The sequence below is a fragment of the Synechococcus sp. BA-120 BA3 genome, assembly GCF_034931285.1.
Lineage (GTDB): Bacteria > Cyanobacteriota > Cyanobacteriia > PCC-6307 > Cyanobiaceae > Cyanobium.
On the sequence record NZ_JAYGHZ010000001.1, the window covers coordinates 1 to 26419 of the forward strand.

Annotated in this window: 23 protein-coding genes; 17 read left to right on the forward strand and 6 right to left on the reverse strand. The window is 68.9% G+C overall.

Going from position 1 to position 26419, the window contains the following annotated elements; genetic code table 11:
• The coding region (locus tag VB737_RS00005) for a M15 family metallopeptidase (RefSeq protein WP_500310085.1) at nucleotides 1-317 on the forward strand (317 nt) is incomplete at its 5' end.
• Here the strand turns inward: VB737_RS00005 and VB737_RS00010 are convergent.
• A complete protein-coding gene (locus VB737_RS00010) occupies nucleotides 254-721 on the reverse strand; it encodes a hypothetical protein (protein WP_500310087.1) in 468 nt (155 codons plus the stop codon). The genes VB737_RS00005 and VB737_RS00010 overlap by 64 nt on opposite strands.
• A complete protein-coding gene (gene sir, locus VB737_RS00015) occupies nucleotides 721-2490 on the reverse strand; it encodes a sulfite reductase, ferredoxin dependent (RefSeq protein ID WP_500310116.1) in 1770 nt (589 codons plus the stop codon). Before sir ends, VB737_RS00010 begins: the two co-directional genes overlap by 1 nt.
• A gap of 113 nt (nucleotides 2491-2603) precedes the next feature.
• Between sir and glyS the strand changes: the two genes are divergently transcribed.
• Both glyS and VB737_RS00025 read left to right on the forward strand, forming a co-directional pair.
• Nucleotides 2604-4769, forward strand: coding sequence for a glycine--tRNA ligase subunit beta (glyS, locus tag VB737_RS00020; protein WP_500310089.1), 2166 nt, complete (start codon nucleotides 2604-2606; stop codon nucleotides 4767-4769).
• Between the two features lie 66 nt (nucleotides 4770-4835).
• The gene (locus VB737_RS00025) at nucleotides 4836-6212 is read left to right on the forward strand and encodes a hemolysin family protein (RefSeq protein ID WP_500310090.1); all 1377 of its coding nucleotides are present in this window, start codon (nucleotides 4836-4838) and stop codon (nucleotides 6210-6212) included.
• 25 nt (nucleotides 6213-6237) lie between these two features.
• Here VB737_RS00025 and chlP read toward each other — a convergent pair whose 3' ends face one another.
• Nucleotides 6238-7626, reverse strand: coding sequence for a geranylgeranyl reductase (gene chlP, locus VB737_RS00030; protein ID WP_500310092.1), 1389 nt, complete (start codon nucleotides 7624-7626; stop codon nucleotides 6238-6240).
• A 158-nt stretch (nucleotides 7627-7784) separates the two neighbouring features.
• Between chlP and VB737_RS00035 the strand changes: the two genes are divergently transcribed.
• The 7 genes from VB737_RS00035 to ccsB all read left to right on the forward strand — a co-directional run bounded on the left by VB737_RS00035 (nucleotide 7785) and on the right by ccsB (nucleotide 14472).
• On the forward strand, nucleotides 7785-8498 hold the full coding sequence (locus tag VB737_RS00035) for a M15 family metallopeptidase (protein WP_500310094.1): 714 nt from the start codon (nucleotides 7785-7787) through the stop codon (nucleotides 8496-8498).
• 324 nt (nucleotides 8499-8822) lie between these two features.
• Nucleotides 8823-10631, forward strand: coding sequence for a translational GTPase TypA (gene typA / locus VB737_RS00040; RefSeq protein WP_015108155.1), 1809 nt, complete (start codon nucleotides 8823-8825; stop codon nucleotides 10629-10631).
• A complete protein-coding gene (locus VB737_RS00045) occupies nucleotides 10628-11044 on the forward strand; it encodes a DUF309 domain-containing protein (RefSeq protein ID WP_323242989.1) in 417 nt (138 codons plus the stop codon). Before typA ends, VB737_RS00045 begins: the two co-directional genes overlap by 4 nt.
• 29 nt (nucleotides 11045-11073) lie before the next feature.
• Nucleotides 11074-11562, forward strand: a complete 489-nt coding sequence (locus VB737_RS00050) for an LptA/OstA family protein (RefSeq protein WP_500310097.1) — start codon at nucleotides 11074-11076, stop codon at nucleotides 11560-11562.
• On the forward strand, nucleotides 11559-12287 hold the full coding sequence (gene lptB / locus VB737_RS00055) for an LPS export ABC transporter ATP-binding protein (protein WP_323242991.1): 729 nt from the start codon (nucleotides 11559-11561) through the stop codon (nucleotides 12285-12287). The genes VB737_RS00050 and lptB overlap by 4 nt, the downstream gene beginning before the upstream one ends.
• On the forward strand, nucleotides 12284-13504 hold the full coding sequence (locus tag VB737_RS00060) for an LptF/LptG family permease (RefSeq protein ID WP_500310099.1): 1221 nt from the start codon (nucleotides 12284-12286) through the stop codon (nucleotides 13502-13504). The genes lptB and VB737_RS00060 overlap by 4 nt, the downstream gene beginning before the upstream one ends.
• Nucleotides 13505-13560: 56 nt before the next feature.
• Entirely contained in the window at nucleotides 13561-14472 is a 912-nt protein-coding gene (ccsB, locus tag VB737_RS00065) for a c-type cytochrome biogenesis protein CcsB (protein ID WP_323242992.1), read from the forward strand.
• 51 nt (nucleotides 14473-14523) lie between these two features.
• Here the strand turns inward: ccsB and rpe are convergent, their stop codons facing one another.
• Nucleotides 14524-15207 (reverse strand): ribulose-phosphate 3-epimerase, encoded by a 684-nt coding sequence (gene rpe, locus VB737_RS00070; protein WP_500310101.1) that lies wholly within the window; start codon nucleotides 15205-15207, stop codon nucleotides 14524-14526.
• 204 nt (nucleotides 15208-15411) lie between these two features.
• On the opposite strand from rpe, the gene glpX reads away from it, so the two are divergent.
• The 7 genes from glpX to VB737_RS00105 all read left to right on the forward strand — a co-directional run bounded on the left by glpX (nucleotide 15412) and on the right by VB737_RS00105 (nucleotide 22410).
• Nucleotides 15412-16416: a class II fructose-bisphosphatase gene (gene glpX / locus VB737_RS00075; protein ID WP_323242994.1), complete on the forward strand. Its 1005-nt coding sequence runs from the start codon at nucleotides 15412-15414 to the stop codon at nucleotides 16414-16416.
• Nucleotides 16417-16450: 34 nt separating this feature from the next.
• Nucleotides 16451-17761, forward strand: a complete 1311-nt coding sequence (locus VB737_RS00080) for a glutamyl-tRNA reductase (RefSeq protein WP_500310104.1) — start codon at nucleotides 16451-16453, stop codon at nucleotides 17759-17761.
• Nucleotides 17762-17907: 146 nt separating this feature from the next.
• The gene (locus tag VB737_RS00085) at nucleotides 17908-19203 is read left to right on the forward strand and encodes a glucose-1-phosphate adenylyltransferase (RefSeq protein ID WP_323242996.1); all 1296 of its coding nucleotides are present in this window, start codon (nucleotides 17908-17910) and stop codon (nucleotides 19201-19203) included.
• A gap of 112 nt (nucleotides 19204-19315) precedes the next feature.
• A complete protein-coding gene (gnd, locus tag VB737_RS00090) occupies nucleotides 19316-20734 on the forward strand; it encodes an NADP-dependent phosphogluconate dehydrogenase (RefSeq protein ID WP_500310106.1) in 1419 nt (472 codons plus the stop codon).
• Nucleotides 20731-21462: a 6-phosphogluconolactonase gene (gene pgl, locus VB737_RS00095; protein ID WP_500310107.1), complete on the forward strand. Its 732-nt coding sequence runs from the start codon at nucleotides 20731-20733 to the stop codon at nucleotides 21460-21462. Before gnd ends, pgl begins: the two co-directional genes overlap by 4 nt.
• An 8-nt stretch (nucleotides 21463-21470) precedes the next feature.
• Complete coding sequence (locus tag VB737_RS00100; protein ID WP_500310109.1) at nucleotides 21471-22025, forward strand: CIA30 family protein; 555 nt, start codon at nucleotides 21471-21473, stop codon at nucleotides 22023-22025.
• Nucleotides 22012-22410, forward strand: coding sequence for a DUF8659 family protein (locus tag VB737_RS00105; RefSeq protein ID WP_500310111.1), 399 nt, complete (start codon nucleotides 22012-22014; stop codon nucleotides 22408-22410). Before VB737_RS00100 ends, VB737_RS00105 begins: the two co-directional genes overlap by 14 nt.
• Here the strand turns inward: VB737_RS00105 and VB737_RS00110 are convergent.
• Complete coding sequence (locus tag VB737_RS00110; RefSeq protein ID WP_500310112.1) at nucleotides 22401-25103, reverse strand: CheR family methyltransferase; 2703 nt, start codon at nucleotides 25101-25103, stop codon at nucleotides 22401-22403. The genes VB737_RS00105 and VB737_RS00110 overlap by 10 nt on opposite strands.
• Complete coding sequence (locus tag VB737_RS00115) at nucleotides 25018-25611, reverse strand: chemotaxis protein CheB (protein WP_500310114.1); 594 nt, start codon at nucleotides 25609-25611, stop codon at nucleotides 25018-25020. The genes VB737_RS00110 and VB737_RS00115 overlap by 86 nt, the downstream gene beginning before the upstream one ends.
• Nucleotides 25612-26419 lie beyond the last annotated feature (808 nt).

Genomic DNA, 26419 nt, shown 5'->3' on the forward strand with positions numbered 1-26419 from the left:
ATCTCACCCTGGCCGAGGCCGGCGGCCGTCCCCTGGCCATGGGCGGGGCGATCGATGCGATCGGCGCCATCTCGGAGCCCGACCACTACGCCGGGGCCGCCCCCGGCAGCGAGGCCGCCGACTGGCACCAGCGGCGCCGGCTGCTGGCGGCGGTGATGGGGGAAGCCGGCTTCGCTCAGCACCCCAATGAGTGGTGGCATTTCAGCCACGGCGACCAGCTCTGGGCCTGGCGCCGCGGCGAGCGGCGGGCGCTCTACGGGGCCGTTGCAGGTGCCGTGGCAGGGACCGTGGCCGGTGCCGGGGAGGGCACCGGCTGAGCGGCGCCGGGTGCTGGGGCGCCGGTCACGGGGATCACGGTGCCCGGCAGCGTCAGGCCCAGCTCCCGGAACAGCACGCTGGCCTGGGGGCGGGTCAGCAGACCCTTCTGGACGCAGCGCTTGAGGCTGGCCAGGGTCATGTCATCCTGCAGTCGGCGCAGCTTGGCCAGGACCGCCGGGCTCTGGTCGGCGAAGGGCTGCAGATGGGCCTTGTAGGCGGCCCGGATCGCGTCCGGCTGGCAGGCCAGGGGGTCGGAGTTGAAATACCGGACAGGGGCCTGGGGGGGGCTGGGGCGCTCCGCGGCTTCACTGGCCAGCACGGAGCCAGGCAGCAGCCCCGCCAGACACCCGCCGAGGAGGGCGCCCAGCAGGGGCCGGCTGGGGCTGGCGGCGGTGCGGGCCATCAGGCGGCGGCCAGTAGCTGGCCGACGCGCTCGGCACCGATCCGCTCGACGAAGTCACCGAAGCGGCTGCGGGCGCCGCCCTCGTCGCGCCAGGCCACCAGCAGGGGCTCCAGGGTGGCCTCGAGCTTCTCCAGGGGCATCTTCTCCAGGTAGGGGGTGGCCAGGCGGGTCAGGCCGTGGCTGCCGCCGAGCCACAGCTGGTAGGTGTCCACGGCGCTGCCCACCAGCCCGATCTCCGCCATGTAGGGCCGGGCGCAGCCGTTCGGGCAGCCCGTCATGCGCACCAGCAGGGGCTTGCTGATCTCCAGCCGCTCCAGCAGGGCCTCGAGGCGGTCAAGCACCGCCGGCAGGATCCGTTCGGCTTCGGTGATCGCCAGGCCGCACAGGGGCAGGGCCGGACAGGCCAGGGCATGGCGGGCCAGGGGGGCCGGAGCCTCGGGGGCGGTGAGACCGAGGGCCGCCAGACCCTCCCGCACCGAAGCCCGCTGGGCGCTGCCGATGTTGCAGAGCAGCAGGTCCTGGTTGGGGGTGAGCCGCACCTCCAGCTGGTAGGTCTCGACGAGACGGCGCAGGCCGCTCTTGAGCTCCCCCTGCAGGCGTCCGCACAGCACCGGCAGGCCCACGAACCACAGACCCGGGGACTGGCGATGCCAGCCCAGGTAATCGGTGAGAACGGCGGCGGGCTCCCGGCGCATCCCCTTGATCGGATGGGGGAAGTAACGGCCCAGCTCGGTGCGGAACCAGTCCACCCCCCGGTCGTGGATCAGGTACTTCATGCGGGCGTGGCGGCGCTGCTCCCGGTCGCCGTGGTCCCGCTGCAGGGCGACGATCGCCTGCACCAGCTCCAGCACATGGCCGGCGGCCACGTAGCCGAGCGGATCGGCGGTGCGGGCGAAGGTCTCCTCCTTGTTGTGGGTCCGGCCCATGCCGCCGCCCACATAGACGTTGCAGCCCAGGGGCCGGCCGGAGGGATCGCTGAACAGCACCAGGCCGATGTCCTGGGTCAGCAGGTCGACCGAGTTGTCGCCAGGGACGGTGACGGCCACCTTGAACTTGCGCGGCAGGTAGGTGGAGCCGTAGAGCGGTTCGGCCGCGTCACCGCTGAACACGGCGCCGCTCTCCTGCTGGCGGCGGGCCTTCTTGACGGGGCCCCTGGGCTTGATCCGGTAGCTCAGGTCCCCGTCCACCCAGAGGTCGAGGTAGGAACCCTCGGCGGCCTGGGGGGCCAGCAGGTCGGCGATCTGATCCGCCAGCAGGCGGGCCTCCGGGTAGCCATCACGCTCGAAGGGGGCGGCCGGGGCCATCACGTTGCGGTTGATGTCCCCGCAGGCCGACAAGGTGGAGCCCAGGGCCCGCACGATGCCGCCGATCACCTCCTTGAGGTCGGTCTTCTGCACGCCGTGCATCTGGAAGGCCTGGCGCGTCGTGATGCGCAGGGTGCCGTTACCAAGACGGTCGGCGAGGGAATCCAGCGCCAGATAGAGGGAGGTGGGGATGCGCCCGCCGGGATTGCGCAGCCGCAGCATCATCTGCCAGTCCTTCTCCGCCCCTTTGCGGCGTTTGTCCCGGTCGTCCTGCTGGTAACTGCCGTGGAACTTGAGGATCTGGACGGCGGGATCGGTGAAGCTGGGCAGTTCGTTGCCCAGCTCGGCCGCCAGGGGATCATGAAGGTGGCCGCTGCCGGCCTTCAGGGCCTCCTGCTTGGTGGGGGGCTTGGCGGGGGGAGCCGATGGGAGCGACGTGCTGTCGGCGACCGTCGTCGAGGACATCGGCATGCGGAAAGGGTTCTGGACTGAAACTAGCGAACGGGATGGGGCGCTCCGCCGGAGGTTCCGGCCGTTTCCCCCCTTTGCATACAGTCGCCTCCTGCCCATTCCCCTGCATGGCCACCTTTCTTCTGGAGATCGGAACCGAGGAACTGCCGGCCGATTTCGTGCGCCTGGCCCAGCCCCAGCTGGAGGCGATCGTGGCCCGCGACCTGCGGGAGGCCCGCCTCACCTGCGACGCCATCCGAACCGGCGGCACACCCCGGCGCCTGGCCGTGACGGTCACCGGCCTGCCCCGGGAGCAGGAGGATCTGGTCGAGGACCGCAAGGGCCCGCCGGCCCAGCAGGCGTTTCGTGAGGGCCAGCCCACCCAGGCTGCCATCGGATTCGCCCGGCGCTGCGGCTGCGACCCCGACCAGCTGGAGATCCGCGAGACCGACAAAGGTCCCTTCGTGTTCGCCCGCACCACCGAGGCCGGCCGCCCCACAGCCGAGGTGCTGGCCGGCTGCATCCCGGGCTGGATCCGTTCCCTGCAGGGGCGCCGCTTCATGCGCTGGGGCGCCGGTGATGGCCGCTTCAGCCGGCCCCTGCGCTGGCTGGTGGCCCTGCTCGACGAGGCGGTGGTGCCGGTGGCGCTCACCGACATGGACCCGCCCCTGGCCAGTGATCGCCTCAGCCGTGGCCACCGACTCCATGCCGGGACCGTGACGATCCCCTCCGCAGCGGGCTATGCCGCCGCCCTCGAGGCCGCCGATGTCCAGGTCGACCGGCAGGCCAGGGGTGCCGTGATCCGCACCGCCCTCGAGGCGGCGGCGGCGGCGGCGGGGGCCGAGCTGGATCTGCCGGAGGACCTGTTCGACGAGCTGGTCGACCTGGTGGAGTCCCCGCGGCTGATCGAGGGCGCCATCGACGCCGAGTACCTGGCCCTGCCTCCGGAGGTGCTCAGCACCGTGATGCGCTCCCACCAGCGCTACGTGCCCCTGCGCCTGGCGGACGCAGCGGCCGATCCCCTGGCCCTGGTGGCGGGGGAGGCCCTGATGCCCCGGTTCCTGTGCCTCTCCAACGGCCTGGCCGCCGCCGCCGACACGATCCGGCGCGGCAACGAGCGGGTGCTGCGGGCGCGACTGGCGGACGCGGCCTTCTTCCTGGCGGCGGATCGCCGCCAGAGCAGCGCCGAGCGGGTGAAGGCCCTCGATCGGGTCACCTTCGCCGAGGGCCTCGGCAGCCTGGCTGACCGGAGCCAGCGGCTGGCCTGGCTGGCGGATCTGCTCTGCCGCTCCCTGCCATTGGGCGAGGCCGCCGCCGTCGCCGCCCGCCGGGCCGCTCCCCTGTGCAAGCACGACCTGGTGAGCCAGATGGTGGGGGAATTCCCGGAGCTGCAGGGGGTGATGGGGGCCAAGTACCTGCTGGCGGAGGGCGAATCCCGTGCCGTGGCCCTGGCGGTGCTGGAGCACTACCTGCCCCGCGGCGCCGGCGACGCCCTGCCGGGCTCGGCGGCGGGGGCGGTGCTGGCCCTGGCCGAACGGCTGGAGCTGCTGCTCAGCATCTTCGCCAGGGGGGAGCGGCCCAGCGGATCCTCCGATCCCTATGCCCTGCGCCGGGCGGGCAACGGCCTGCTGCAGATCCTCTGGGATCGGGACTGGTCGCTCGACCTGGTGGCCCTGATGACCGAGGCCACCGCCCACTGGCAGCGGCTGCTGCCTTCGCTGGAGGTGCAGCCCCTGACCCTGGCCGCCGACCTGCTCGACTTCCTGCGCCAGCGGCTGGCCAGCCTGCTGGAGGAGGAGGGCTTCAGCGCCGATCTGGTCCAGGCGGTGGCGGGCGATGGGGTCTCCCTGGAGCGGCTGCTGCGGGATCCGGCCGATGCCCGGGCCCGGGTGGAGCTGCTGCGGCGCCTGCGCAGCGAAGGCAGCCTGCCCCTGGTGCAGGCGGTGGTGCAGCGGGCCTCCCGGCTCGCCGAGCAGGCCGATCTGGCGGCGGATCTGGTCAGCCCTGACGGGGTGGTGGATCCGGATCTCTTCGGTTCCCCCAGCGAGGCCGCCGTGCTGGCGGTGCTGGAGGGCCTGGCGGTCCATGCCGCCGCCAGCGGCACCGCCCGCTACGAGCCCCTGGCCCGGAGGCTGGGGGAGAGCGGCGCCACCCTGGCCGCCTTCTTCGACGGCGCCGACAGCGTCATGGTGCTCTGCGACGAGCCCGAGGTGCGCCGCAACCGCCTGCGACTGCTGGCCGTGCTGCGGAACCAGGCCTCGGTGCTCGCCGACTTCAGCCGTCTGGGTGGCTGAGAGGGGGGCTCTCCGGTTTCCCTGCCGCCGTCCTCCGTACTGTCGTCATCCGTGCCGTCACCCCCATTGCCGTCACCTTCGCCGTCGTCGCCCCTGTCGTCGCTGCTGCTGGAGTGTCTGGTGATCGGCGTGCTGATCCTGCTCAACGGCGTCCTGTCGGGATCCGAGCTGGCCATGATGTCGGCCCGACGCCTGCGGCTGGAGCAGCAGGCGGAGCGCGGTCACCGGCCCGCGGCCATGGCCCTGCAGCTGATCCGCTCCCCCAACGACTTCCTCTCGACCGTGCAGATCGGCATCACGCTGATCGGCATCCTCAGCGGCGCCCTCGGTGGCTCCCGGGTGGCCCGGTCGCTGCAGCCGCTGCTCGAGGCTGTGCCGGCGCTGCGCCCCTGGTCCGAACCCCTCGCCCTGGGGATCGTGGTCACCCTGATCACCTTTCTCTCCCTGGTGCTGGGGGAGCTGGTGCCGAAGCGCATCGCCCTCAGCGACCCGGAGCGCATCGCCTGCGCTGTGGCGCCCCTGATGCGGACCCTGTCCCGCTGGCTGGCCCCCCTGGCCCACCTGCTGGGGGCCTCCACCGATCGCCTTCTCGGACTGATGGGCATCGGCGAGACCGGTGAGCCGGAGATCACCGAGGAGGAGATCAGGACCCTGCTGCGCCGCGGAACGGAATCCGGCCTGTTCGAGGTGGCGGAGCACGCCATGGTGGAGCGGGTGTTCCGCCTGGCCGATCGACCCGTCAAGGCGATCATGACGCCCCGCACCGACATCTGCTGGCTGGATCTCGCCGAGTCTCCCCAGGCCCATCTCCAGCGGGTGATGGAAGTGAATCACTCCCTGTTTCCAGTGGCCCGCGGCAGCCTCGACGACTGCCTGGGGGTGGTCCGGGGCCGCACCCTGCTGGCGGCCCAGCTCGGCGACGGACCCCGTGACATCGAAGCCCTGCTGCAGCCGCCCCTGTTCGTGGGCGAAAGCACCCGGGCCCTGAAGCTGATTGAGCAGTTCAAGAGCACGGGCATCCACATCGCCCTGGTCACCGACGAATTCGGCGGCATCGAAGGGCTGGTGACCCTCAACGACATGATGGAGGCGATCGTCGGTGATCTCTCCACCGGCCAGGACCGGGAGGACCCGATGATCATCGTTCGCCAGGATGGTTCCTGGCTCCTCGATGGCGCCCTGGACATCGCCGACTTCAAGGACCTGGTGGGGAAGGGCCGGCTGCCGGACGAGGTCCGGGGCGGCTACCAGACGCTTGGGGGGTTCGTGATGCACTACCTCGAGCACATCCCCCGGGCCGGTGACGGATTCGAGTGGGACGACCTGCGCATCGAAGTCGTCGACATGGACGGCAACCGGGTCGACAAGCTGATGGTCAGTCGCTTCGACCGCGACTCCGATCAGCCGCAAAGGCCCACCCCGACGAAAGGTCCTCCGGCCTGAGGATGTCCTCAGGCCGGCCTGGCTCTCACTTGGCGACCAGGACGGGCTCCTTGACGGCGTCGGAATCGGGATCCACGGGCGGCGGCGTGACGGCGTGGACGCCCGCCGGCTTCATCGCCGAACGCGGCTCGGCAGCCGCCAGAATCGCTTCGGCCTCCTCGACCGAACGCACGGCACTGGGGACCGGCTTGTAACCGGCGGGAGCCAGGGCCTGACCCCGCAGCACCGCGCCCAGGGTGAGCACGGTGAGCTTGATCTGCTGCCAGGGGTTCATCGCCACCACCCGCTTGTAGAGGTAGCTGTCGAAGGTGAGGCGCTGCACGTCCTTGTCATCGCACATCTCCACGAACGCCTCGCGGGCGGCATCGTTGCTGTAGAAGATGTTCTGAAGCAGTTCCAGCACCTTGTAGGTGGCGCCGTACTTGCGGTCCCATTTGCGGATGTAGACCTTGAGATCCTTCTCGGTGGGGATGCGGCTGCCGGAGGCGCTGGCGGCGACGATCTCCTCGGCACACATCCGGCCGCTCTTGGCGGCGAAGTAGATGCCTTCGCCGGAGCTCTTGGTGACGTAACCGGCCGCGTCGCCCACCAGGGCCATACGGCCCACCACCCGCCGGGGGCGGGGATGCTCGGGGATCGGGTGCGCTTCCACCTTGATCACCTCGCCGCGCAGCAGCCGGCGGCTGGCCCGCTCGCGGATGCCCTTCTGGAGCCCCTTGATCAGGGACTGGTTGGCCTGCATGGTGCCGGTGCCCACCGCCACGTGGTCGTACTTGGGGAACACCCAGGCGTAGAAGTCCGGCGAGACGTCGGTGCCGACGTACATCTCGGCCAGATCCTCGTAGTAGGCCATCTCCTCGGCAGGGAGACGGATCCGCTCCTGGAAGGCGATCGCCACGTTGTAGTCACCGGCGTCCATGGCCTTGGCCACCCGGCTGTTGGCCCCGTCGGCGCCGACGATCAGATCCACCTCGAGGGTCTTGAGTTCACCGGTGGGGCCGCCGGAGGAGTAGTCGGCGTAGTGGAGGGTGTAGGGGCCCTGGCGCTGGCTGCCGGTGTCGATGCTCTGCACCAGCCCGTTGACCAGATGGGCACCGAGTTCGGCGGCCCGGTTGCGCAGGAAACCGTCGAGAACCTCGCGGCGGCACATGCCGATGTATTCGTTGCTGTTCTCCAGGTGGATGTCCACCTCCCTGTTGGAGGGAGAGATCATCCGCATGTTCCGCACTTTGCGGTCGATGATCGATTCCGGCAGGTCAAATTCCTCGACCATGCACAGGGGGATCGCGCCACCGCAGGGTTTGGCGTTGTCGAGCTTGCGCTCGAACAGCCAGGTCTCGATGCCGGCCTTGGCGAGAACTTCCGCAGCACAGGAACCGCTGGGGCCGCCGCCCACGACTGCCACTCGCAACATCTTGAAACCTGCTCCGCCATTGGGATGTGGGACGGAAGCTAACACCGCCGGACGGGTGAGCGCCCGGTAGAGAAACCTCTGAAATGACCCCCCACCTAAGATCGGTGACGCTCGAAGCGGGGCCGTGTCCGCCTCCGCCTCGGTGATTCCCCCCGGTGATGCCCCTCGGTGACGACATCCCGCTGGCCCGGCGCACCACGCCCCGCCCGCGCCGGCCGGCCTCCCTCCCCAGGCGGATCGCCCAGGTCGTGGTCACCGGCGCCCTGTTGGCCGGTGGCACCGTTCTGCTGCTGATCGGCCCGCTGCGCACCTGGATCACGCCCACACCGGTGCCGGGTCTGTCCGCCCGTCTCGGGCCGGACGGCCGGCTCCTCGGCCACTTTCCCTATCCCGAGGCCGATCGCGCCGACCTGGTGGCCATCGCTCCGGGCCTGAGCCTGAAGCCGGATGCGGCCCAGGCCCTAGAGGCCATGCGGGCCGCCGCCGATGCCGACGGCGTCGTCCTCACCGTGCTCAGTGCCTGGCGCAGTGTCGATCTGCAGAAGCAACTGTTCTTCGATGTCAAGGCCGAGCGCAACCAGACGTCCATCGACCGGGCCCGGGTGAGTGCGCCGCCGGGTTTCTCCGAACACAGCACCGGCTTCGCCGTGGATCTGGGGGACGGTCGCCTGCCGGCCACCAACCTCATGGAGAGCTTCGAGACCACCGAGGCCTACCGCTGGCTCGATCGCCACGCGGCCCGCTTCCATTTCGTCCGTTCCTTCCCCAGGGGCAACCCGCAGGGCGTGAGCTACGAACCCTGGCACTGGCGCTTCGAAGGTTCCAGCGAAGCCCTGGAGATGTTCGAGCCGGCCCAGCGTCTGGCCCGCTGAGCCGGCGGGTTCGGGGACCCGCCGCCGGGCTTGAAGGAGGGGGTGGGAGTAGGATCAAGATTCGCTTCAACGTTCGCCATAGGTCCCACCGGGCCGGCGCGGCAAGGTTTCCCAAAAACCATGACGAAGCGTCAGAGCGCTGGTTGGTCCCTGTTCAGGGCCCTGGACATTCTGTCCCGCCCACCTCAAACGCCCAGCTGAACGCAACGTTGGCAGCGACATGTCTTCTTCGTCTCGCCATCAACGCCCCGTTTCCCTGGAGACGACCACCGTCGATTCGATTCCGTCGAACCCCTTCCCACACCTTCGCAGGACGACATTCCCATGAGCGGCGACATCAAAGGCGCCCCGATACGCAATATCGCGATCATTGCCCACGTCGACCACGGCAAGACCACCCTGGTGGACGCCCTGCTCGAGCAGTCCGGCATCTTCCGCGAAGGTGAAGCGGTGCCCACCTGTGTGCTCGATTCCAACGATCTGGAGCGGGAGAGGGGAATCACGATCCTCTCCAAGAACACCGCCGTGGATTACAACGGCATCCGCATCAACATCGTCGACACCCCCGGTCACTCCGACTTCGGCGGTGAGGTGGAGCGGGTGCTGGGCATGGTGGATGGCTGTCTGCTGATCGTGGACGCCAACGAAGGCCCCATGCCCCAGACCCGCTTCGTGCTCAAGAAGGCCCTGGAGAAGGGTCTGCGGCCCATCGTCTTCGTCAACAAGATCGACCGGGCCCGGGTCGATCCCGAGCAGGCGGTCGACAAGGTGCTCGATCTGTTCATCGAGCTCGGCGCCGACGACGACCAGTGCGATTTCACCTATCTCTTCGGCAGCGGCATGGGCGGGTACGCCAAGCCCGACATGGCCACCGAGAGCGACAACATGAAGCCGCTCTTCGACGCCATCCTGCGGCATGTGCCGCCGCCGGTGGGTGACCCCACCAAGCCCCTGCAGATGCAGGTCACCACCCTCGACTACTCCGATTTCCTCGGCCGGATCATGATCGGCCGGGTCCACAACGGCACGATCGCCGGCGGACAGAACGTCGCCCTGATCCGCGACGACGGCAGCATCAAGCGTGGCCGGATCAGCAAGCTGCTCGGCTTCCAGGGGCTGCAGCGGGTGGAGATCCCCGAAGCCCGGGCTGGCGATCTGGTGGCTGTCGCCGGTTTCGATGAGGTCAACATCGGCGAGACGATCGCCTGCCCCGACCACCCCGAGGCCCTGCCGCTGATCAAGGTGGACGAACCCACCCTGCAGATGACCTTCGTCGTCAACGACTCCCCCTTCGCGGGCAAGGAAGGCAAGTTCGTCACCAGCCGCCAGCTGCGCGACCGCCTGCAGCGGGAGCTGCTCACCAACGTGGCCCTGCGGGTCGAGGACACCGACTCCCCCGACCGTTTCTCCGTCTGCGGCCGCGGTGAGCTGCACCTCGGCATCCTGATCGAGACGATGCGCCGCGAGGGCTTCGAGTTCCAGGTGTCCCAGCCCCAGGTGATCTTCCGCACCATCGACGGCACCCCCCACGAGCCGTTCGAGACCCTGGTGATGGACGTGCCCGAGGAGGCGGTGGGCAGCTGCATCGAGAAGCTGGGCATCCGCAAGGGCGAGATGCAGAACATGGAGGCCACCAGCGACGGCCGCACCCAGCTGGAGTTCGTGGTGCCCTCGCGGGGCCTGATCGGCTTCCGGGGTGAATTCATCCGCGCCAGCCGCGGTGAAGGGATCATGAGCCACTCCTTCCTCGACTACCGCCCCATGCAGGGCGACTTCGACGCCCGTCGCAACGGCGTGCTGATCGCCTTCGAGGAAGGCACTGCCACCTTCTATGCCCTCAAGGGCGCCGAGGATCGGGGCCAGTTCTTCATCACCCCCGGCACCAAGGTCTACAAGGGGATGATCGTCGGCGAGCACAACCGTCCGCCCGACCTCGAACTCAACGTCTGCAAGGCCAAGCAGGTCACCAACATCCGCTCGGCCGGTGCCGAGGTGCTCGACACCCTCCAGTCCCCCATCCAGATGACCCTGGAGCGGGCCCTGGAGTACATCGGCCCCGACGAGATGCTGGAGGTCACCCCCGAGTCGATCCGGCTGCGCAAGATGCCGGTGAAGAAGCCCGCCAAGCGTTGAATCCCGGCGCCCCATCCGCCGATGAGGAAACCCTGCTGCAGGCCGACCCTCGCCTGCGGCAGGCCGTCGACCACTTCAATGCGGCCGAATGGTATGCCTGCCACGACGGTTTCGAGGAGCTCTGGCACGAGACCCAGGGCCCGATGCGGCCCGTGCTCCAGGGGCTGCTGCAGATCGCCGTGGCCGAACTGCACCTCGAACGTGACAACCGCCGTGGCGCCACGGTGCTGATGGGCGAGGGGCTGGGCCGGCTGCGGGGTTGCGGCGATGAGGCCCTGGGGCTGGCCCTGGGGCCCGTCCGGCTCCTGGCCGCCCAGCGGCTGGAGGCCCTGCAGGGGCAGGCCGATCTCTCCGGCCTGCCCCTGCCGCGCCTGGAACTGGCGCGGGGAACGGGCACGGCGCCGGTACATTGAGCACACTCAAGGCCTCCACGATTTCCACCTTGACCCTGCCCCCCCGACCACTGCTGTTCGTGCTCGCCGCGGGATTCGTGGGCGCCGCCCTGCTGGTGCTCCCCTCAAGTCCCGTCGCGGCCCAGGCCCCGGCCGCCACGGCCCAGGCGCCGAAGCCGAAGGCGCCCGCCACCGGCATGGTCACGATCGAGTCCGACGTGCAGCAGGCCGACAACCAGAACGGCATTGTCACCGCCACGGGCAACGTGCGCATCGTCTATGCCGACCGCGGCATGACGGCCACCTCGCGCCAGGCCCAGTACTTCAGCAACGAGGGGCGTCTGGTGCTCACCGGGGATGTCGATGTGATCGACACCGATGGCCAGCGGCTGCGGGCGGAGCGTCTGGTGTATCAACTCGACAGCGAACGCATGCTGGCGGAGCCGCCGGCCGGCAAGCAGGTCTTCAGCAAGTTCCGCCTGCAGCAGCAGGGCACCTCCAAGCCTGACGCAGCCAAGCCTGCCCCCCCCAAGCCGTGAGCCTGGTTCTGGAGAGGGTGGCGATCACCCTCGCCGGCCGCCGCCTGGTGTCCGACGTGAGCCTGGATCTCCACCCCGGGGAGGTGGTGGGGCTGCTGGGACCCAACGGGGCCGGCAAGACCACCACCTTCAACCTGGTCACCGGCCTGCTGCGCCCCGACTGCGGTGCGGTGCTGCTGGACGGGGAGTCGGTGGCCCACCTGCCCATGCCCCGGCGCGCCCGCCTGGGCATCGGCTACCTCCCCCAGGAGGCGAGTGTGTTCCGCCAGCTCAGCGTCCGCGACAACCTGATGCTCGCCCTGCAGGAGAGCGGTTCGGATCCGGCCGGCCGCCGCAGGCGCCTGGAGGTGCTGATCGAGGACTTCCATCTCAGCGGCTTCCAGCACCGCCGCGGCTACCAGCTCTCCGGCGGCGAGCGGCGCCGCTGTGAGGTGGCCCGGGCGCTGGCGGTGGGCGACCAGGGCCCCCGTTACCTGCTGCTCGACGAACCCTTCGCGGGGGTGGATCCCATGGCGGTCGCCGATCTCCAGGCCCTGATCGACAGCCTGCGCGGCCGGGGCATGGGCGTGCTGATCACCGATCACAATGTCCGCGAGACCCTGGCGATCACCGACCGGGCCTACATCCTGGCCGATGGCAGGATCCTTGCCTCCGGTGCCTCCCATTCCGTGGCCAACGATCCCCTGGTGCGGCGCCATTACCTCGGCGAGGGCTTCCAGCTTTGAAGGGGGCCCTGCTGGAGAAGCGCCCCACCTGGCTGCAGCTGCCGGGTGGCGAACGGCTGCGCGACTGGAAACGCGTGCCGCGATGGCGGGATCTGCCCCTGCTTGACCGCTGGCTCCTACAGGAACTGCTGGGCCCGCTGCTGTTCGGCATCGCCGCCTTCACGGCCGTCTCCCTCTCGGTGGGGGCGGTGTTCGAGCTGGTGCGGCGGGTGGCCGAGTCCGGCCTGCCGGTGCTGGCGGCCGTCAGGGTGCTGCTGCTGCGCCTGCCCTCCTTCCTGGTGCTGTCCTTCCCGATGGCCACCCTGATGGCCACCCTGCTGGCCTACAGCCGGCTGTCGGGGAGCAGCGAACTGACCGCCCTGCGCAGCGTCGGGGTGAGCACCCGTCGAATGGTGCTGCCGGCCCTGGCCCTGGCCCTGGTGATGAGCCTGCTCACCTTTGTGTTCAACGACGCGATCGTGCCGCGGGCGAATCTGGCGGCCACCAACAGCCTCGAACGGGCCCTGGGCAAGGCGATTGCCACCGAGCAGAGCGACAACGCCCTCTACTCCCGCTTCACCGACGTCAAGCTCCCCAACGGCGAGAATGCCAGTGTCCTGAGCCATATCTTTTTTGCCAGGAAGTTCGTCAAAGGTGTGATGTTCGATGTGACGCTGCTTGATTTCAGCCGCGAAGGCTATCGGCAAATGCTCACGGCACTGATTGGGAAATGGAATGAAGAAAGGGGAATGTGGGAGTTCACCAACGGCCGCATCACCAACATCGACATCGCCACCGGCACCACCACGTCCGCCAGCTTCGACCGGTACCTCTACCCCTTCTCCCGGGACCCGATCGAGGTGGCCCAGCTGCCCACCGACGCCAGCACCATGACCGTGGGCCAGGCCCTGACGGCGGAGCGGCTGCTGCTGGAGGCCAACAACACCAAAGAGGCACGACGGCTGCGGGTGCGGATCCAGGAGAAGTTCGCCTTCCCGGCCATCTGTCTGGTGTTCGGCCTGATCGGCAGCAGCCTGGGGGTGCGACCCAATTCCCGCACCAGCCGCAGCCAGGGGTTCGGCATCAGCGTGCTGCTGATCTTCGGCTATTACCTGATGTCCTTCATCTTCAGCTCTCTGGGGATCACGGGCACCCTGATGCCCTTTCTGGCGGCCTGGCTGCCGGTGGTCATCGGCCTGGCCGGAGGGCTCTGGCTGCTGCGCCAGGCGAGCCGCTGAGGCCCCCAACGGGGGGACGGCACGGCAAAGTGGATCGGTTTCGATCCGCTCCTTTGGTGAACGATCCGGTCATCGGCCTCGGCCTCGCGGCCTTCGCCCTGCTCCTGCTGGTGCTGCCCATCGCCTTCTGGTCCGTCAGCGGCGGTCACAGCAACCCGGTGGTCAGGGTCCTGGTGGCCTCGGCCAATCTCTGTCTGACGGCCCAGCTGGTGCTGCGCTGGTGGGAATCGGGCCACTTCCCGATCAGCAACCTCTACGAGTCGCTCTGCTTCCTGGCCTGGGCCTGCACCCTCACCCAGCTGCTGGTGGAGCGCAGCTGGCCCAACCCGCTGGTGGCGGCGGCGGCCACGCCCATGGGCCTGGGCTGCGTGGCCTTCGCCAGCTTCGCCCTGCCGGATCGCCTCCAGGAGGCCTCGCCCCTGGTGCCGGCGCTGCGCTCCAGCTGGCTGGTCATGCACGTCAGCGTGATCATGGTCAGCTACGCCGCCCTGCTGGTGGGCTCCCTGCTGTCGGTGGCGGTGCTGTTCGTCGACCGCAACGAGGATCTGGAGCTGCGCAGCAGCTCGATCGGCAGCGGCGGCTTCCGCCAGGCCCGGCTGGCCAGCGATGGCCCCGGTGCCATGGCGCTCAGCAGCAGCAGCTTCCGCATCAGTGAACAGCTCGACAGCCTCAGCTATCGCACGATCACGGTGGGCTTTCTGCTGCTCTCGGTGGGCCTGGTGAGCGGGGCGGTCTGGGCCAACGAGGCCTGGGGCAGCTGGTGGAGCTGGGACCCCAAGGAAACCTGGGCCCTGATCTGCTGGCTGGTGTACGCCGCCTACCTGCACACCCGCCTGATCCGGGGCTGGCAGGGGCGCCGGCCGGCTCTGGTGGCCTCGGCGGGCCTGGTGGTGATCGCCGTCTGCTACATCGGCGTCAACCTGCTGGGCATCGGCCTGCACAGCTACGGCTGGTTCCTGGGCAGCTGAGCCGTAGGGATCCAACAAAAAGGCCGCCCGTTGGGGGCGGCCACGTCACCCTCAGACCAGCGCCGGTTCGGGGCGGCGGCTGTTGCGGATGCCGGTGATGGCCTCGGCGTAGTCGGCATGGCCGAAGACCCCCGAACCGCTGACGATCGCGTTGGCGCCGGCCTCGATGACCTGCCAGGCGTTGTTCGCTTTGATGCCGCCATCCACCTCGATCCAGGGATCCAGACCCCGCTCATCACAGAGGCGACGCAGCTGGCGGATCTTCTCCACCTGGGAGGGGATGAAGCTCTGGCCGCCGAAGCCGGGGTTGACGCTCATGATCAGCACCAGATCACAGAGCTCCAGGCAGTACTCGAGGGTGTCGAGGGGGGTGCTGGGGTTGAGCACGGCACCGGCCATCTTGCCCAGGTCCTTGATCTGGCTGAGGTTGCGGTGCAGGTGGGGGCAGGCCTCCACCTGGACGCTGATGATGTCGGCGCCGGCCTTGGCGAAATCGGCCACGTACTTCTCGGGCTCGACGATCATCAGGTGAACGTCCAGGGGCTTGGTGGTCACCGGGCGCAGGGCCTCGACGATCAGCGGGCCGATGGTGATGTTGGGCACGAAGCGGCCGTCCATCACGTCCACGTGGATCCAGTCGGCACCGGCGGCGTCGACGGCCCGCACGTCGTCGCCGAGGCGGGAGAAGTCGGCCGAAAGGATCGACGGGGAGATCACCAGGGGCTTGGTGCTCATGGACGGCCACCGCAGCGGAAGAATGAAGGGATTGTAAGGAGCGGCCCACCATGGGTCTCCCGGGGTGCTCCCGGGCGCGCTGATACGATGGCCCCGCTTCGACTCCGAGAGGCCTTGCAGCGGCTGGATCTTTCCCCGCTTTGCCTGCGGTCCGCCTCCGGCGTGCCGGCCCCTCGTTGAGGCCCCTCCCCCTGCCGGACCGTTGTGGATCGCACTCTTATCCAGGAACTGCTCGAAGTCGTCGAGCAGGCCGCCATCGCCTCCGCCCACCTGACTGGGCTCGGCAAGAAGGACGAAGCCGATGCGGCCGCCGTCGAGGCGATGCGCACCCGCATGGGCAGCATCGCCATGCAGGGCCGCATCGTCATCGGCGAGGGTGAGCGGGATGAAGCTCCGATGCTGTACATCGGTGAGGAGGTGGGCAGCGGCACCGGCCCCGGCGTCGACTTCGCCGTCGATCCCTGCGAGGGCACCAACCTCTGCGCCAATGCCCAGGACGGCTCGATGGCCGTGCTGGCCGCCAGCGACCGTGGCGGCCTGTTCTATGCCCCGGACTTCTACATGAAGAAGCTGGCGGCGCCCCCGGCCGCCAAGGGCAAGGTGGACATCCGCAAGAGCGCCACCGAGAACATCGCCATCCTCAGCGAGGTCCTGGGCCTGGCCCCCAGCGAACTCACCATTGTGGTGATGGACCGCGCCCGCCACAAGGACCTGATCGCCGAGATCCGCGCCACCGGCGCCCGCGTCAAGCCGATCAGCGACGGTGACGTGCAGGCCGCCATCGCCTGCGGCTTCGCCGGCACCGGCACCCACTGCCTGATGGGCATCGGCGCCGCCCCCGAAGGTGTGATCTCCGCCGCCGCCCTGCGGGCCCTCGGCGGCCATTTCCAGGGCCAGCTCGTGTACGACCCCGCCGTCGCCCAGACCAGCGAGTGGGCCGACTACACCAAGGAGGGCAACATCGCCCGGCTCAACGAGATGGGCATCACCGACGTCGACAAGGTCTATGAGGCCGAGGAACTGGCCTCCGGCGAGAACGTGGTCTTCGCCGGCAGCGGCATCACCCCCGGCCTGCTGTTCAAGGGCGTCGTCTTTGAGGCCGACTGCACCCGCACCAGCAGCCTGATCATCAGCACCCTCGACCGCAGCGCCCGCTTCACCGATACGGTGCACATCAAGGAGGGCGCCAAGAGCATCGCCCTGCGCTGATCCCACCAGAGTCCGGACCTCGGAGCCCGCCTCCATGCACATCGCCGTCGTCGGTCTGAGCCATCGCACGGCTCCGGTGGAAATCCGCGAGCGCCTGAGCATCCCCGAGCAGACCATGGAGGACTCCCTCCAGCGTCTGCGGGCGGATGAGCAGGTGATCGAGGCCTCGATCCTGAGCACCTGCAACCGGCTGGAGATCTACACGCTCCTGCGCCACCCCGAACAGGGCATCACCGCCGTCGGCGACTTCCTCAGCCGCCAGTCCGGTCTGGCGGTGGAGGAGCTGCGCCCCCACCTGTTCACCTACCACCACGAGGAGGCCGTGGGCCACCTGCTGCGGGTGGCCGCCGGGCTCGACAGCCTGGTGCTCGGGGAGGGTCAGATCCTCTCCCAGGTGAAGAAGATGGTGCGGCTGGGCCAGGAGCACCGCTCCGTGGGCCCGATCCTCAACCGCCTGCTCAACCAGGCGGTCAGCACCGGCAAGCGGGTCCGCACCGAGACCAACCTGGGCACCGGGGCGGTCTCGATCAGCTCGGCGGCCGTCGAGCTGGCCCAGCTGAAGGTGGGCCAGGCCCGGGGTACCGATGAGCTGGTGCCGCTCGACCAGGAGCAGGTGGCGGTGGTGGGCGCCGGCCGCATGGCCCGGCTGCTGCTGCAGCACCTGCAGGCCAAGGGCTGCCGCGGGGTGGTGGTGCTCAACCGCACCGTCGCCCGGGCCGAGGCCCTGGCGGCCGATTTCCCCACCCTGCCCGTGCAGTGCCGTCCCCTGGACGACCTGGATCACTGCCTGAGCACCTGCTCGCTGGTGTTCACCAGCACCGGCGCCGAGGAGCCGATCATCACGGCCCGGCGGCTGGAGGGGCTGAACCGCCGTTCCAGCCTGATGCTCATCGACATCGGCGTGCCCCGCAACATCAGCGCCGATGCGGCCGACCTGCTGGGTGTCGACAGTTTCGACGTCGACGATCTCCAGGAGGTGGTCGCCCGCAACCAGGAGGCCCGGCGGGAGATGGCCGCCGAGGCCGAAGGGCTGCTGGCCGAGGAATCACGCCTGTTCCTGGAATGGTGGGACGGCCTCGAGGCGGTGCCCCTGGTCAACCGGCTGCGGCTCCAGCTGGAGGACATCCGGGAGCAGGAGCTGCAGAAGGCCCTCAGCCGCATGGGTCCGGACCTCTCCGCCCGGGAGCGGAAGGTGGTCGAGGCCCTCAGCAAGGGCATCATCAACAAGATCCTGCACACGCCGGTCACCCGGCTGCGGGCCCCCCAGCCCCGCCAGCAGCGGCGGGCGGCCATGGGGGTGATGCAGGACCTCTTCGAGCTTCACGACGACCCACCGGAGGCCTGAGCCCCGCCTCCGGGAGGGTCCCCGCTTCACCGGCTCCAGCCCCACCATTCACTGCAACGGAACATGAACCGAGAAGCCGCAGCGCCGCGCTCCGCGTCACCACGCTCCAGTACGGTCTGGCCAGCCATGAACCGAGGACTGGGCTCATGAAACGCGTTCTGGCCATCATCCTGGGAGGCGGTGCGGGGACCCGTCTCTACCCCCTCACCAAGATGCGGGCGAAGCCCGCCGTTCCCCTCGCCGGGAAATACCGACTGATCGATATTCCCATCAGCAACTGCATCAACTCCGAGATCAACAAGATCTACGTGCTGACGCAGTTCAACAGCGCTTCGCTCAACCGTCACCTGACGATGAGCTACAACCTCTCCTCCGGTTTCGGCCAGGGCTTCGTCGAGGTGCTCGCCGCCCAGCAGACCCCCGACAGCCCCAGCTGGTTCGAAGGCACGGCCGATGCGGTGCGCAAGTACCAGTGGCTGTTCCAGGAGTGGGACGTGGACCACGTCCTGATCCTCTCCGGTGACCAGCTCTACCGGATGGACTACAGCAAGTTCGTACAGCACCACATCGACTGCGGCGCCGACCTGACGGTGGGGGCCCTGCCGGTGGATGCGGCCCAGGCGGAGGGCTTCGGCCTGATGCGCACCTCCTCCGACGGCCGGATCCTGGAGTTCAGCGAGAAGCCCAAGGGCGATGCCCTCGAGGCCATGCGGGTGAACACCGAGAGCCTGGGCCTGTCGGCCGAGGAGGCCGCCAAGCGGCCCTACCTGGCCTCAATGGGGATCTACGTCTTCAACCGCAACACCCTGTTCGACCTGCTGGCCAGCCATCCGGAGGCCACCGACTTCGGCAAGGAGATCATCCCCACCTCCCTCACCCAGGGGGATCACCTGCAGACCTTCCTCTTCGACGACTACTGGGAGGACATCGGCACGATCGGGGCGTTCTATGAGGCCAACCTGGCCCTCACCGACCAGCCCAACCCGGCCTTCTCCTTCTACGACGAGAAGTTCCCCATCTACACCCGGCCCCGCTACCTGCCCCCCAGCAAGCTGCAGGACGCCCAGGTGACCCAGTCGATCATCGGCGAGGGATCCCTGCTCAAGGCCTGCAGCATCCACCACTGCGTGCTCGGGGTGCGCTCCCGGGTCGAGGACGAGGTGGTGCTCCAGGACACCCTGGTGATGGGGGCCGACTTCTTCGAGTCCTCCGAGGAACGGCTGGTGCTGCGGGAACGGGGCGGCACCCCCATCGGCGTCGGCCGGGGCACCACGGTGAAGGGGGCGATCCTCGACAAGAACGTGCGCATCGGCCGCGACGTCACCATCGTCAACAAGGACCGGGTCGAGGAGGCCGACCGGCCGGAGCTCAACTTCTACATCCGCAACGGCATCGTCGTGGTGGTGAAGAACGGCACGATCGCCGACGGCACGGTGATCTGAGCTCCACACCGGGGGAGGGCTGGGCCAGCAGTTGCTGACATCCCTCCCCGGGACACCGACGCTCCGCCGACCGCTGGCCACAGTGGCGGGGAAGCAAGACAGTCACGCTCCTATGGGCAAGGCGCATTTCGGACTCATCGGCCTCGGCGTGATGGGTGAGAATCTGGTCCTCAACGCCGAGAGAAACGGTTTCTCGAGCGTCGTCTACAACCGGACCTACGCCAAGACCGAGGAATTCCTGGCCGGACGTGGCGCCGGCAAGGACATCGTGGGGGCGGCCAGCCTCGAGGAGTTCGTGGCGGCGCTGGAGCGACCCCGCCGCATCCTGATGATGGTCAAGGCGGGCGATCCGGTGGATGCCACCATCGCCAGCATCTCGCCGCTGCTGGAGGAAGGGGATCTGCTGATCGACGGCGGCAACTCCCTGTACACCGACACCGAACGGCGGGTCAAGGAGCTGGAGAGCAAGAGCTTCGGCTACATCGGCATGGGCGTCTCCGGCGGCGCCAAGGGGGCCCTGGAGGGGCCGAGCATGATGCCCGGCGGCACCAAGGCGGCCTACGACGCCATCGAGAGCCTGGTCACCAAGATGGCCGCCCAGGTGGAGGACGGCCCCTGCGTCACCTACATCGGCCCTGGCGGTGCCGGCCATTTCGTCAAGACCGTCCACAACGGCATCGAGTACGGCATCGAACAGATCCTGGCCGAGGCCTACGACCTGATGAAACGCATCGGCGGCATGGACGGCGACGCCATGGCCGATGTGCTGGGCGGCTGGAACCAGACCGAGGAGCTGGCCTCCTTCCTGGTGGAGATCACCGAGGTGTGCCTGCGCACCAAGGATCCCGAGAGCGGCGGTGATCTGGTGGAGCTGATCGTCGATGCCGCCGGCCAGAAGGGCACCGGCCTGTGGACCGTGGTCAGCGCCCTCGAGATGGGCGTGCCCGTGCCCACCATCTACGCCGCCCTCAATGCCCGGGTGCTGAGCTCCCTGCGCAGCGAGCGGATGGCGGCCGAAGCGGTGCTGCACGCCCCCGCCCCCCACAGCTTCCCGCTCGGGGAGCCGGCCACCGGCATGGCGCCGCTGCGGGATGCCTGCATCCTGGCCTGCATCGCCAGCTACGGCCAGGGCATGGCCCTGCTGCAGGAGGCCTCCAAGCTGCACGACTACAACCTCGATTTCTCGGCCATCGGCCAGATCTGGAAGGGGGGCTGCATCATCCGGGCCCGGCTGCTGCAGCGCATCCAGGACGCCTACGGCGCCGATCCGTCCCTGCCCAACCTGATGCTGGATCCCTGGTTCGCCGCCCAGGTCAACCAGAGGCTGGCGGGGCTGCGCCAGGTGGTGGCCGGAGCGGCCCTGGCGGGCATCCCCGTGCCCTGCCTCAGCAGCACCCTCGACTACATCGACAGCTACCGCACCGGCCGCCTGCCCCAGAACCTGGTGCAGGCCATGCGCGACTGCTTCGGCTCCCATACTTATGAGCGCACGGACCGCCCCGGCGCGTTCCACACCGAGTGGCTCGTTTGACCGAACCCAGCACCCGCTACCAGCTGATCGTCGCCGCCAGCCCCGAAGACCTGGCGCGCCAGGCGGCCGAGCAGATCGCCTCCGGCATCGATCTGGCCCTGGCCGAGCGGGACCGGGCCCAGATCGCCCTGGCGGGCGGTGAAACGCCCCGGGCGGCCTACGCCCGACTGGCCGAGGAACACCTGCCCTGGGAGCGGGTCGATGTGCTGCTGGGGGACGAACGCTGGGTGCCGGCCGACGACCCCTCCAGCAATGCCCGCATGCTGCGGGAAACCCTGCTGGCCCACCCGCCGGCCAGCCACGCCCGCTTCCACCCGGTGCCCACCGACCGCCCCACCCCCCAGGCCAGCGCCGAGGCCTACGCGACTGAGCTGGCGGTGCTCTGCCCCGGCGCCCTGCCCCGCTTCGACGTGCTGCTGCTGGGCCTGGGCGATGACGGCCACACCGCCTCCCTGTTTCCGGGCACGGCGGCCCCCGGCGTCTGCGACCGCCCGGTCACCATCGGGGAAGGCAAGGGACTGCCCCGCATCACCCTGACGGCGCCGGTGCTCTCGGCCGCCCGGCGGGTGATCTTCCTGGTCAGCGGCGCCGGCAAACGCCAGGCCCTCGCCCGTCTGCTCGATCCGGTCGAGCCCGCCGAGCGCACCCCCGCCCGGCTGGTGCGGCCCGCCGGCGTGGTGGTGATCCTGGCCGATGCCGCCGCCGCCGCCGACCTCCCCGGCGCCTGAGGGGTGCCATGCAGGTGATCCGCGGCGATGGCTTCAGTGGCTGGCATGCCCTGAACGACACGGTGATGGGGGGCCGCAGCACGGGCCTGTGCACGGTCAGCAGCCGCGGGCTGCGGCTGGAGGCGGAGGTGGTGGAGGACGGCGGCGGCTTCGTGAGCTGCCGCTCACCGGTGTTCTCACCGCCCCTCGATCTCTCCGAGCAGGCTGCCTTTGAGCTGGAGCTCCGGGGCGACGGCCGCCACTACAAGCTGGCGGTGGCCTGCGCTGACGGGGTGGCGGGTCTCACCGAGATGATCCCCGGCGGCGTGCGCTGGGTGGCCAACTTCGCCACCGAGCCCGAGGGCCCCTGCCGGGTGCGGATCCCCTTCGCCCAGCTGCGGGCATCCATCCGGGCCAGACCGATCGAGGCCCTGCCCCTCGGCCTGCCCCTGCGCTTCGATGCCGGGCGCATCACCCGGCTGCAGATCCTGCACTCGAAGTTCGGCGACGACGGCTCCGCCAATCCGGGCTTCCGGGCCGGCCCGCTCACCCTGGAGGTGATGGCGATCGATGCCGTCGCCTGAGTCCTCCATCGGCAGCGCCAACACCGACCTGTGCCAGCTGGTGGCGGCGGCGGCCGACCTCTGCCGCAAACCCCTGCGCCACGCGGTGGTGGCTCCCGAGGGGGGAGACGGCCCCGATCTCTGCCTGCGGCTGGAGGCCCGCAGCCCCGAGGGCGAACGGCTGCCGGCGGAAGACCTGGAGCTGGAGATCTACCGCAGCGGTGCGGAGCTCAACCTCACCCTGGCCTGGCGGCAGAGGGAGGACCAGCCCCTGCTCTGGCAGGGCAGCCATCCGGTCTGGATGGATGGGGCGACCGGGCTGCGCAGCCCCTGCCCCCCCGACGGCCCGCCGCTGGAGGCCCTGGCCCGCCGCCTGCGGGCCCTGCTGCGGCCCGATCAGGACTGAGGCGTCGGTGGGGGAAGGATCAGCATCACGATCCGCGAATCCCCAGCCGGCGGCAGCTGCCAGATCTGCGCGGGGAGGGGCAGGGTGCGGCCATCGCGATGCAGCAGCGGCAGGGTGGTGTTCAGCGGTGGCCCTGAGGCGGCCTGCTGCTCCTCCGGCACGGGCTTCGGCAGGGGCGGCAACACGCAGAAGAGGGAGGCGGGGGACCCCAGCAGGGTGTCGCGTTCGAAGCCCAGCAGGCCGCAGAGCGTCTCGTTCACCCGCACCACCCGCCGGTCCGTGTTCAGCACGGCCAGCGCCAGGCCGGGACTGCTGATCAGGGTCTCGAACAGATCGGAGAGACGACGGGCCTCTTCCTCCGATTCCCGCTGGTCGGTGACGTCGCTGAGGGTGCCGACCACGCTGCGTTCCCGGCCATCGTCGATCACCTTGGCGGTCTCCGTCAGCCAGCGTCGCCGCCCGTCGCGGGTGATCAGGCGGAAGCTGACCGTCCAGCCGGGTCGCTGCGGGTCCCGGGCGCTCCATACCCGCTCCCTGTCGTCGGGATTGATGGCCTCATCCAGCAGTTGCGGCTGGGCGCACAGCTCGGCCGGAGACCAGCCGGTGAGGGGAAGGACGCGCAGGCTGGCGTAGAGAAGGCGGTGCAGGCTGATGTCGCGTTTCCAGACGGCCTGCTCAAGGGTGTCGGTGAGACTGGCGAACTCCCCCACCAGGCTGGCTTCGGCGGCCCGGCGCATCTCCCGGAGTTCGGAGACGTCGGTGAGCGAGATGATCGCCCCGCGCTGTTGGCCGTCCTGTTCCCGGTAGGGGAGCACCTGCACCAGGTAGGCCGTCTCGTCGTTCACGGCTTCGATCACCCGGCGTGGGGAGCCGGAGAGCACCTCCCGCAGGGCCTCCTTCAGCCCCGGCAGCGGGATGGTGGTGGGACAGCCCAGCAGGGGCCTGCCGATGTCGGCCTCCACCAGGCCGAAGACGCGCACCGCCAGCGGTGTGTAGCGATTGACGTTGGCGGCCTGGTCCACGATCACCATCCCCTGGGTCAGGGAGTTCTGGATGTTTTCCAGGTCGGAGGTGAAGGCCTGCAGCTGCTCGCTGCGGATGCGCAGCTGATGGTTGAGACTCACCAGCTCCAGGTTGCTGGCCTGTAACTCCTCGTTGGCCGACTGCAGCTCCTCGGAGAAGGCCTGCAGCTCCTCCGCCGAAGCTTCCAGTTCCTGGTTCGCCGCTTCAAGCTGGGCCATGGAGCTGCGCTGCGACTCCTGGCTGCTGAGCAGATCATTCTCCATACGGGAGATCTCCCGCTCGAAGTCGTTATCACGCTCCCGGACATCGTCGCTGCCAGCGTTCTCCTCTGGGGCGTCGCGCTCCGGCAGAAAGCTGAGCACGGTGAACTGACGGTCGCGCACCCTCAGTGGGCGGGCCTCCAGCCGCAACAGAAGCCCGGACTCCTTCAGCAGCAGCGGCCGGCTGCGCACGGGCTGTCCCTCGGCCCGCACCAGCAGCACCAGGGCCCGGGCCTCCAGCTGCAGCTCCGGCAGCAGGAACGCGGTGGCCGCGGTCGAAATTTGGCCCTCGGGCAGCCGGCAGTAGGGCGCCACCTCTCCGATCACCTCCACCAGTTCGTGGTTGTCATCGACGACCACGCAGGCGGGACAGCTGCTGCGCACCAGCGCTTCCAGGGTGGCGGTGTGCTCCTCGGGCAGGGTGTCCGGCGGCGCTGCCGGCCTGGAGGCCTGACCGGGCACGGACGGCGCTGACAGGGCGGAAAGGGCCCTGGAGGCGATGGCGACGGGCTGGGGTTCGGACGTGCGCTGAAAGATGTTATGGGCGCCGTCGAGGGCGGTGAAGCCGGCGGGGTTGAGCCTGGGAGATTCCGAAGGGCCCAGAAACAGCAGCCCTCCCGGCACCAGGCCGGTGTGAAACATCACCAGGGTTCGCCGCTGCAACGGGGGATTGAAGTAGATCAGCGTGTTGCGGCAGGAGATCAGATCCAGTCGCGGGAAGGGGGGATCCTCGGCGATGTTGTGACGGGCGAAGACCAGGCAGCGGCGCAGTGACTCATTGATCGTCAGTTCGCCGTCAACGAAGCTGACGAAGCGGGTCCGGAGTCCCTCCGGGATGGCCTCGGCATCCACGGCGGGGTAAGTAGCCCGGCGTGCCACCGCCAGGCTCTCCTCGTCGAGATCGGTGGCGAAGATCTTGAGATGGTCGGCCAGATTCATCGGGTGGCCGAGCACCTCGCTGATCAGCATGCCCAGGGAGTAGGCCTCCTCCCCGGTGGCGCAGCCCGGCACCCAGACGCGAAGCCGATACCTTCCGGGCCATTCATTGACATAGTGGCCGAGCTTCTCGGCCAGCGCGGCGAACATCGCCGGATCACGGAAGAAAGCGGTGACCGAGACCAGCAGGTTCTTGACGAGGGCGAGGGATTCGCGGCTGTCGGTTTCCAGCAGCTTCAGGTACTCCTCGATGCTGGGTTTCTGGCAGATCGTCATGCGTCGCTGCAGCTGGCGACGCACGGTGGCGGCCTTATACTGCGAGAAGTCGATGCCGGTGAGGTGCCTCAGCCGTGCCAGAAAACTGAACACGTTGACTGGATCGGCGTTCTCACCCAGGCCACCGTCTGCAGGGTCCTGGCCGGAGGGGGGCAACAGCTCTCCGAGGCGCCGGCCGATGGCGGCGGGCTCGAGCACCAGTTCGGCCCCCCCCCAGGGTGATGGCGGCGGTGGGCATGCCGGCGAATCGGGCACTGTGAGGGGTCTGGGCCATGGTGAGCCCTCCGGCCGTCCTGACGGCCACGAGGCCGCGGGCACCGTCGGACCCCGTGCCGGAGAGCACCACCGCCACGCCACACTCACCCCAATGCTCGGCGATCGAATCGAACAGGCGGTCGATGCTGGGGCTCGGCCCGAAGCGTGGCTCGGGGTCGCTCACCACCAGACGCTCCCGGTCGACGCGGATGTCGTGGTTCGGCGGTCCGATGCTCACGGTCCCTGGCAGCAGGGCGGCACCGTCGACCGCCTGCCTGACCTGCAGGGGGGTGCAGCGGGACATCAGCTCGACCAGCAGGCTGCGGCGATCCGGGGAGAGATGCTGCGCCACCACGAACGCCGGCCTGGCATCGGGAGGGAGGCTGCCAAGCAGGGCCTCCAGGGCCTCGAGCCCACCGGCTGATGCACCGATGCCGACGATCTGCAGCACCTTGCGCTGGGTATCTGTGCTTTCCTCATCAGGCTGCCCACCATGTTCAGAATCCTGTGCAGAGGCATCACGACCATCTGCAGAATTCTCGGGATCAAGGATGTCATCTCCCGGTGCCGGAACCATCATGGCCGGATTCTGTTCGTGGCTGGCCAATGTTATCCCTCAATCCTTCCCTGCAACAGCAAGGCGATGCCGATGCACCAACCTCAGTGACAGAATTCTGTCACTCCAGTGACAACTCTCTGCAACTTCGTGCCATGCCAATGATGCGCTGCATGGAGATTGATGTCGCATCCTGTCCGTGATCAGCAATGATGCGCCATCAGCCATCGTGTTGATCTAATCTCAAAGAAGGAGATGGATTCGCCTGATGGCCTGGTCGATGGAATGGCCTGAAGTCCACAAACGGTCCTTCATGCATGGGGATGGGATGAGGCCTGTCCTGTTGTTCGAATGATGCATCAGCAGCCTGCATCAGGTCCTTGGCGATTGGAGGTCGCTCGATTCTCCAATCCGCTGCTGCATGAGCCACAGGCTCACTGTGATCCCCATCCCTGCGCCGCCCTGTTGGGGGAGGCCTTGCCCCTGCTGGAGTTGGTCCCCCTGGAGCCCTCCCCATCCTGGTGGTTCTCTGGTGCCAATCTTCCGATTGGTGGCCTGCTGGCCACCGGCTGGATCTGTCAGGCGACAGCGAAAACTGGTCCAGATGCGACACGAAATCTGGCCCCCCTCTGCGAGCCACTGACCAGGCCCAGCGCCATGACCGCGGTGCTGTCACCTCTGGAGCAGAGCTCCCGGGATGCGG

Coding starts and splice junctions, on each gene's coding strand:
- VB737_RS00010 (WP_500310087.1), bottom strand. CDS start 721: ATGGCCCGCACCGCCGCCAGCCCCAGCCGGCCCCTGCTGGGCGCCCTC.
- sir (WP_500310116.1), bottom strand. CDS start 2,490: ATGTCCTCGACGACGGTCGCCGACAGCACGTCGCTCCCATCGGCTCCC.
- glyS (WP_500310089.1), top strand. CDS start 2,604: ATGGCCACCTTTCTTCTGGAGATCGGAACCGAGGAACTGCCGGCCGAT.
- chlP (WP_500310092.1), bottom strand. CDS start 7,626: ATGTTGCGAGTGGCAGTCGTGGGCGGCGGCCCCAGCGGTTCCTGTGCT.
- VB737_RS00035 (WP_500310094.1), top strand. CDS start 7,785: ATGCCCCTCGGTGACGACATCCCGCTGGCCCGGCGCACCACGCCCCGC.
- typA (WP_015108155.1), top strand. CDS start 8,823: ATGAGCGGCGACATCAAAGGCGCCCCGATACGCAATATCGCGATCATT.
- rpe (WP_500310101.1), bottom strand. CDS start 15,207: ATGAGCACCAAGCCCCTGGTGATCTCCCCGTCGATCCTTTCGGCCGAC.
- VB737_RS00080 (WP_500310104.1), top strand. CDS start 16,451: ATGCACATCGCCGTCGTCGGTCTGAGCCATCGCACGGCTCCGGTGGAA.
- VB737_RS00085 (WP_323242996.1), top strand. CDS start 17,908: ATGAAACGCGTTCTGGCCATCATCCTGGGAGGCGGTGCGGGGACCCGT.
- gnd (WP_500310106.1), top strand. CDS start 19,316: ATGGGCAAGGCGCATTTCGGACTCATCGGCCTCGGCGTGATGGGTGAG.
- VB737_RS00100 (WP_500310109.1), top strand. CDS start 21,471: ATGCAGGTGATCCGCGGCGATGGCTTCAGTGGCTGGCATGCCCTGAAC.
- VB737_RS00105 (WP_500310111.1), top strand. CDS start 22,012: ATGCCGTCGCCTGAGTCCTCCATCGGCAGCGCCAACACCGACCTGTGC.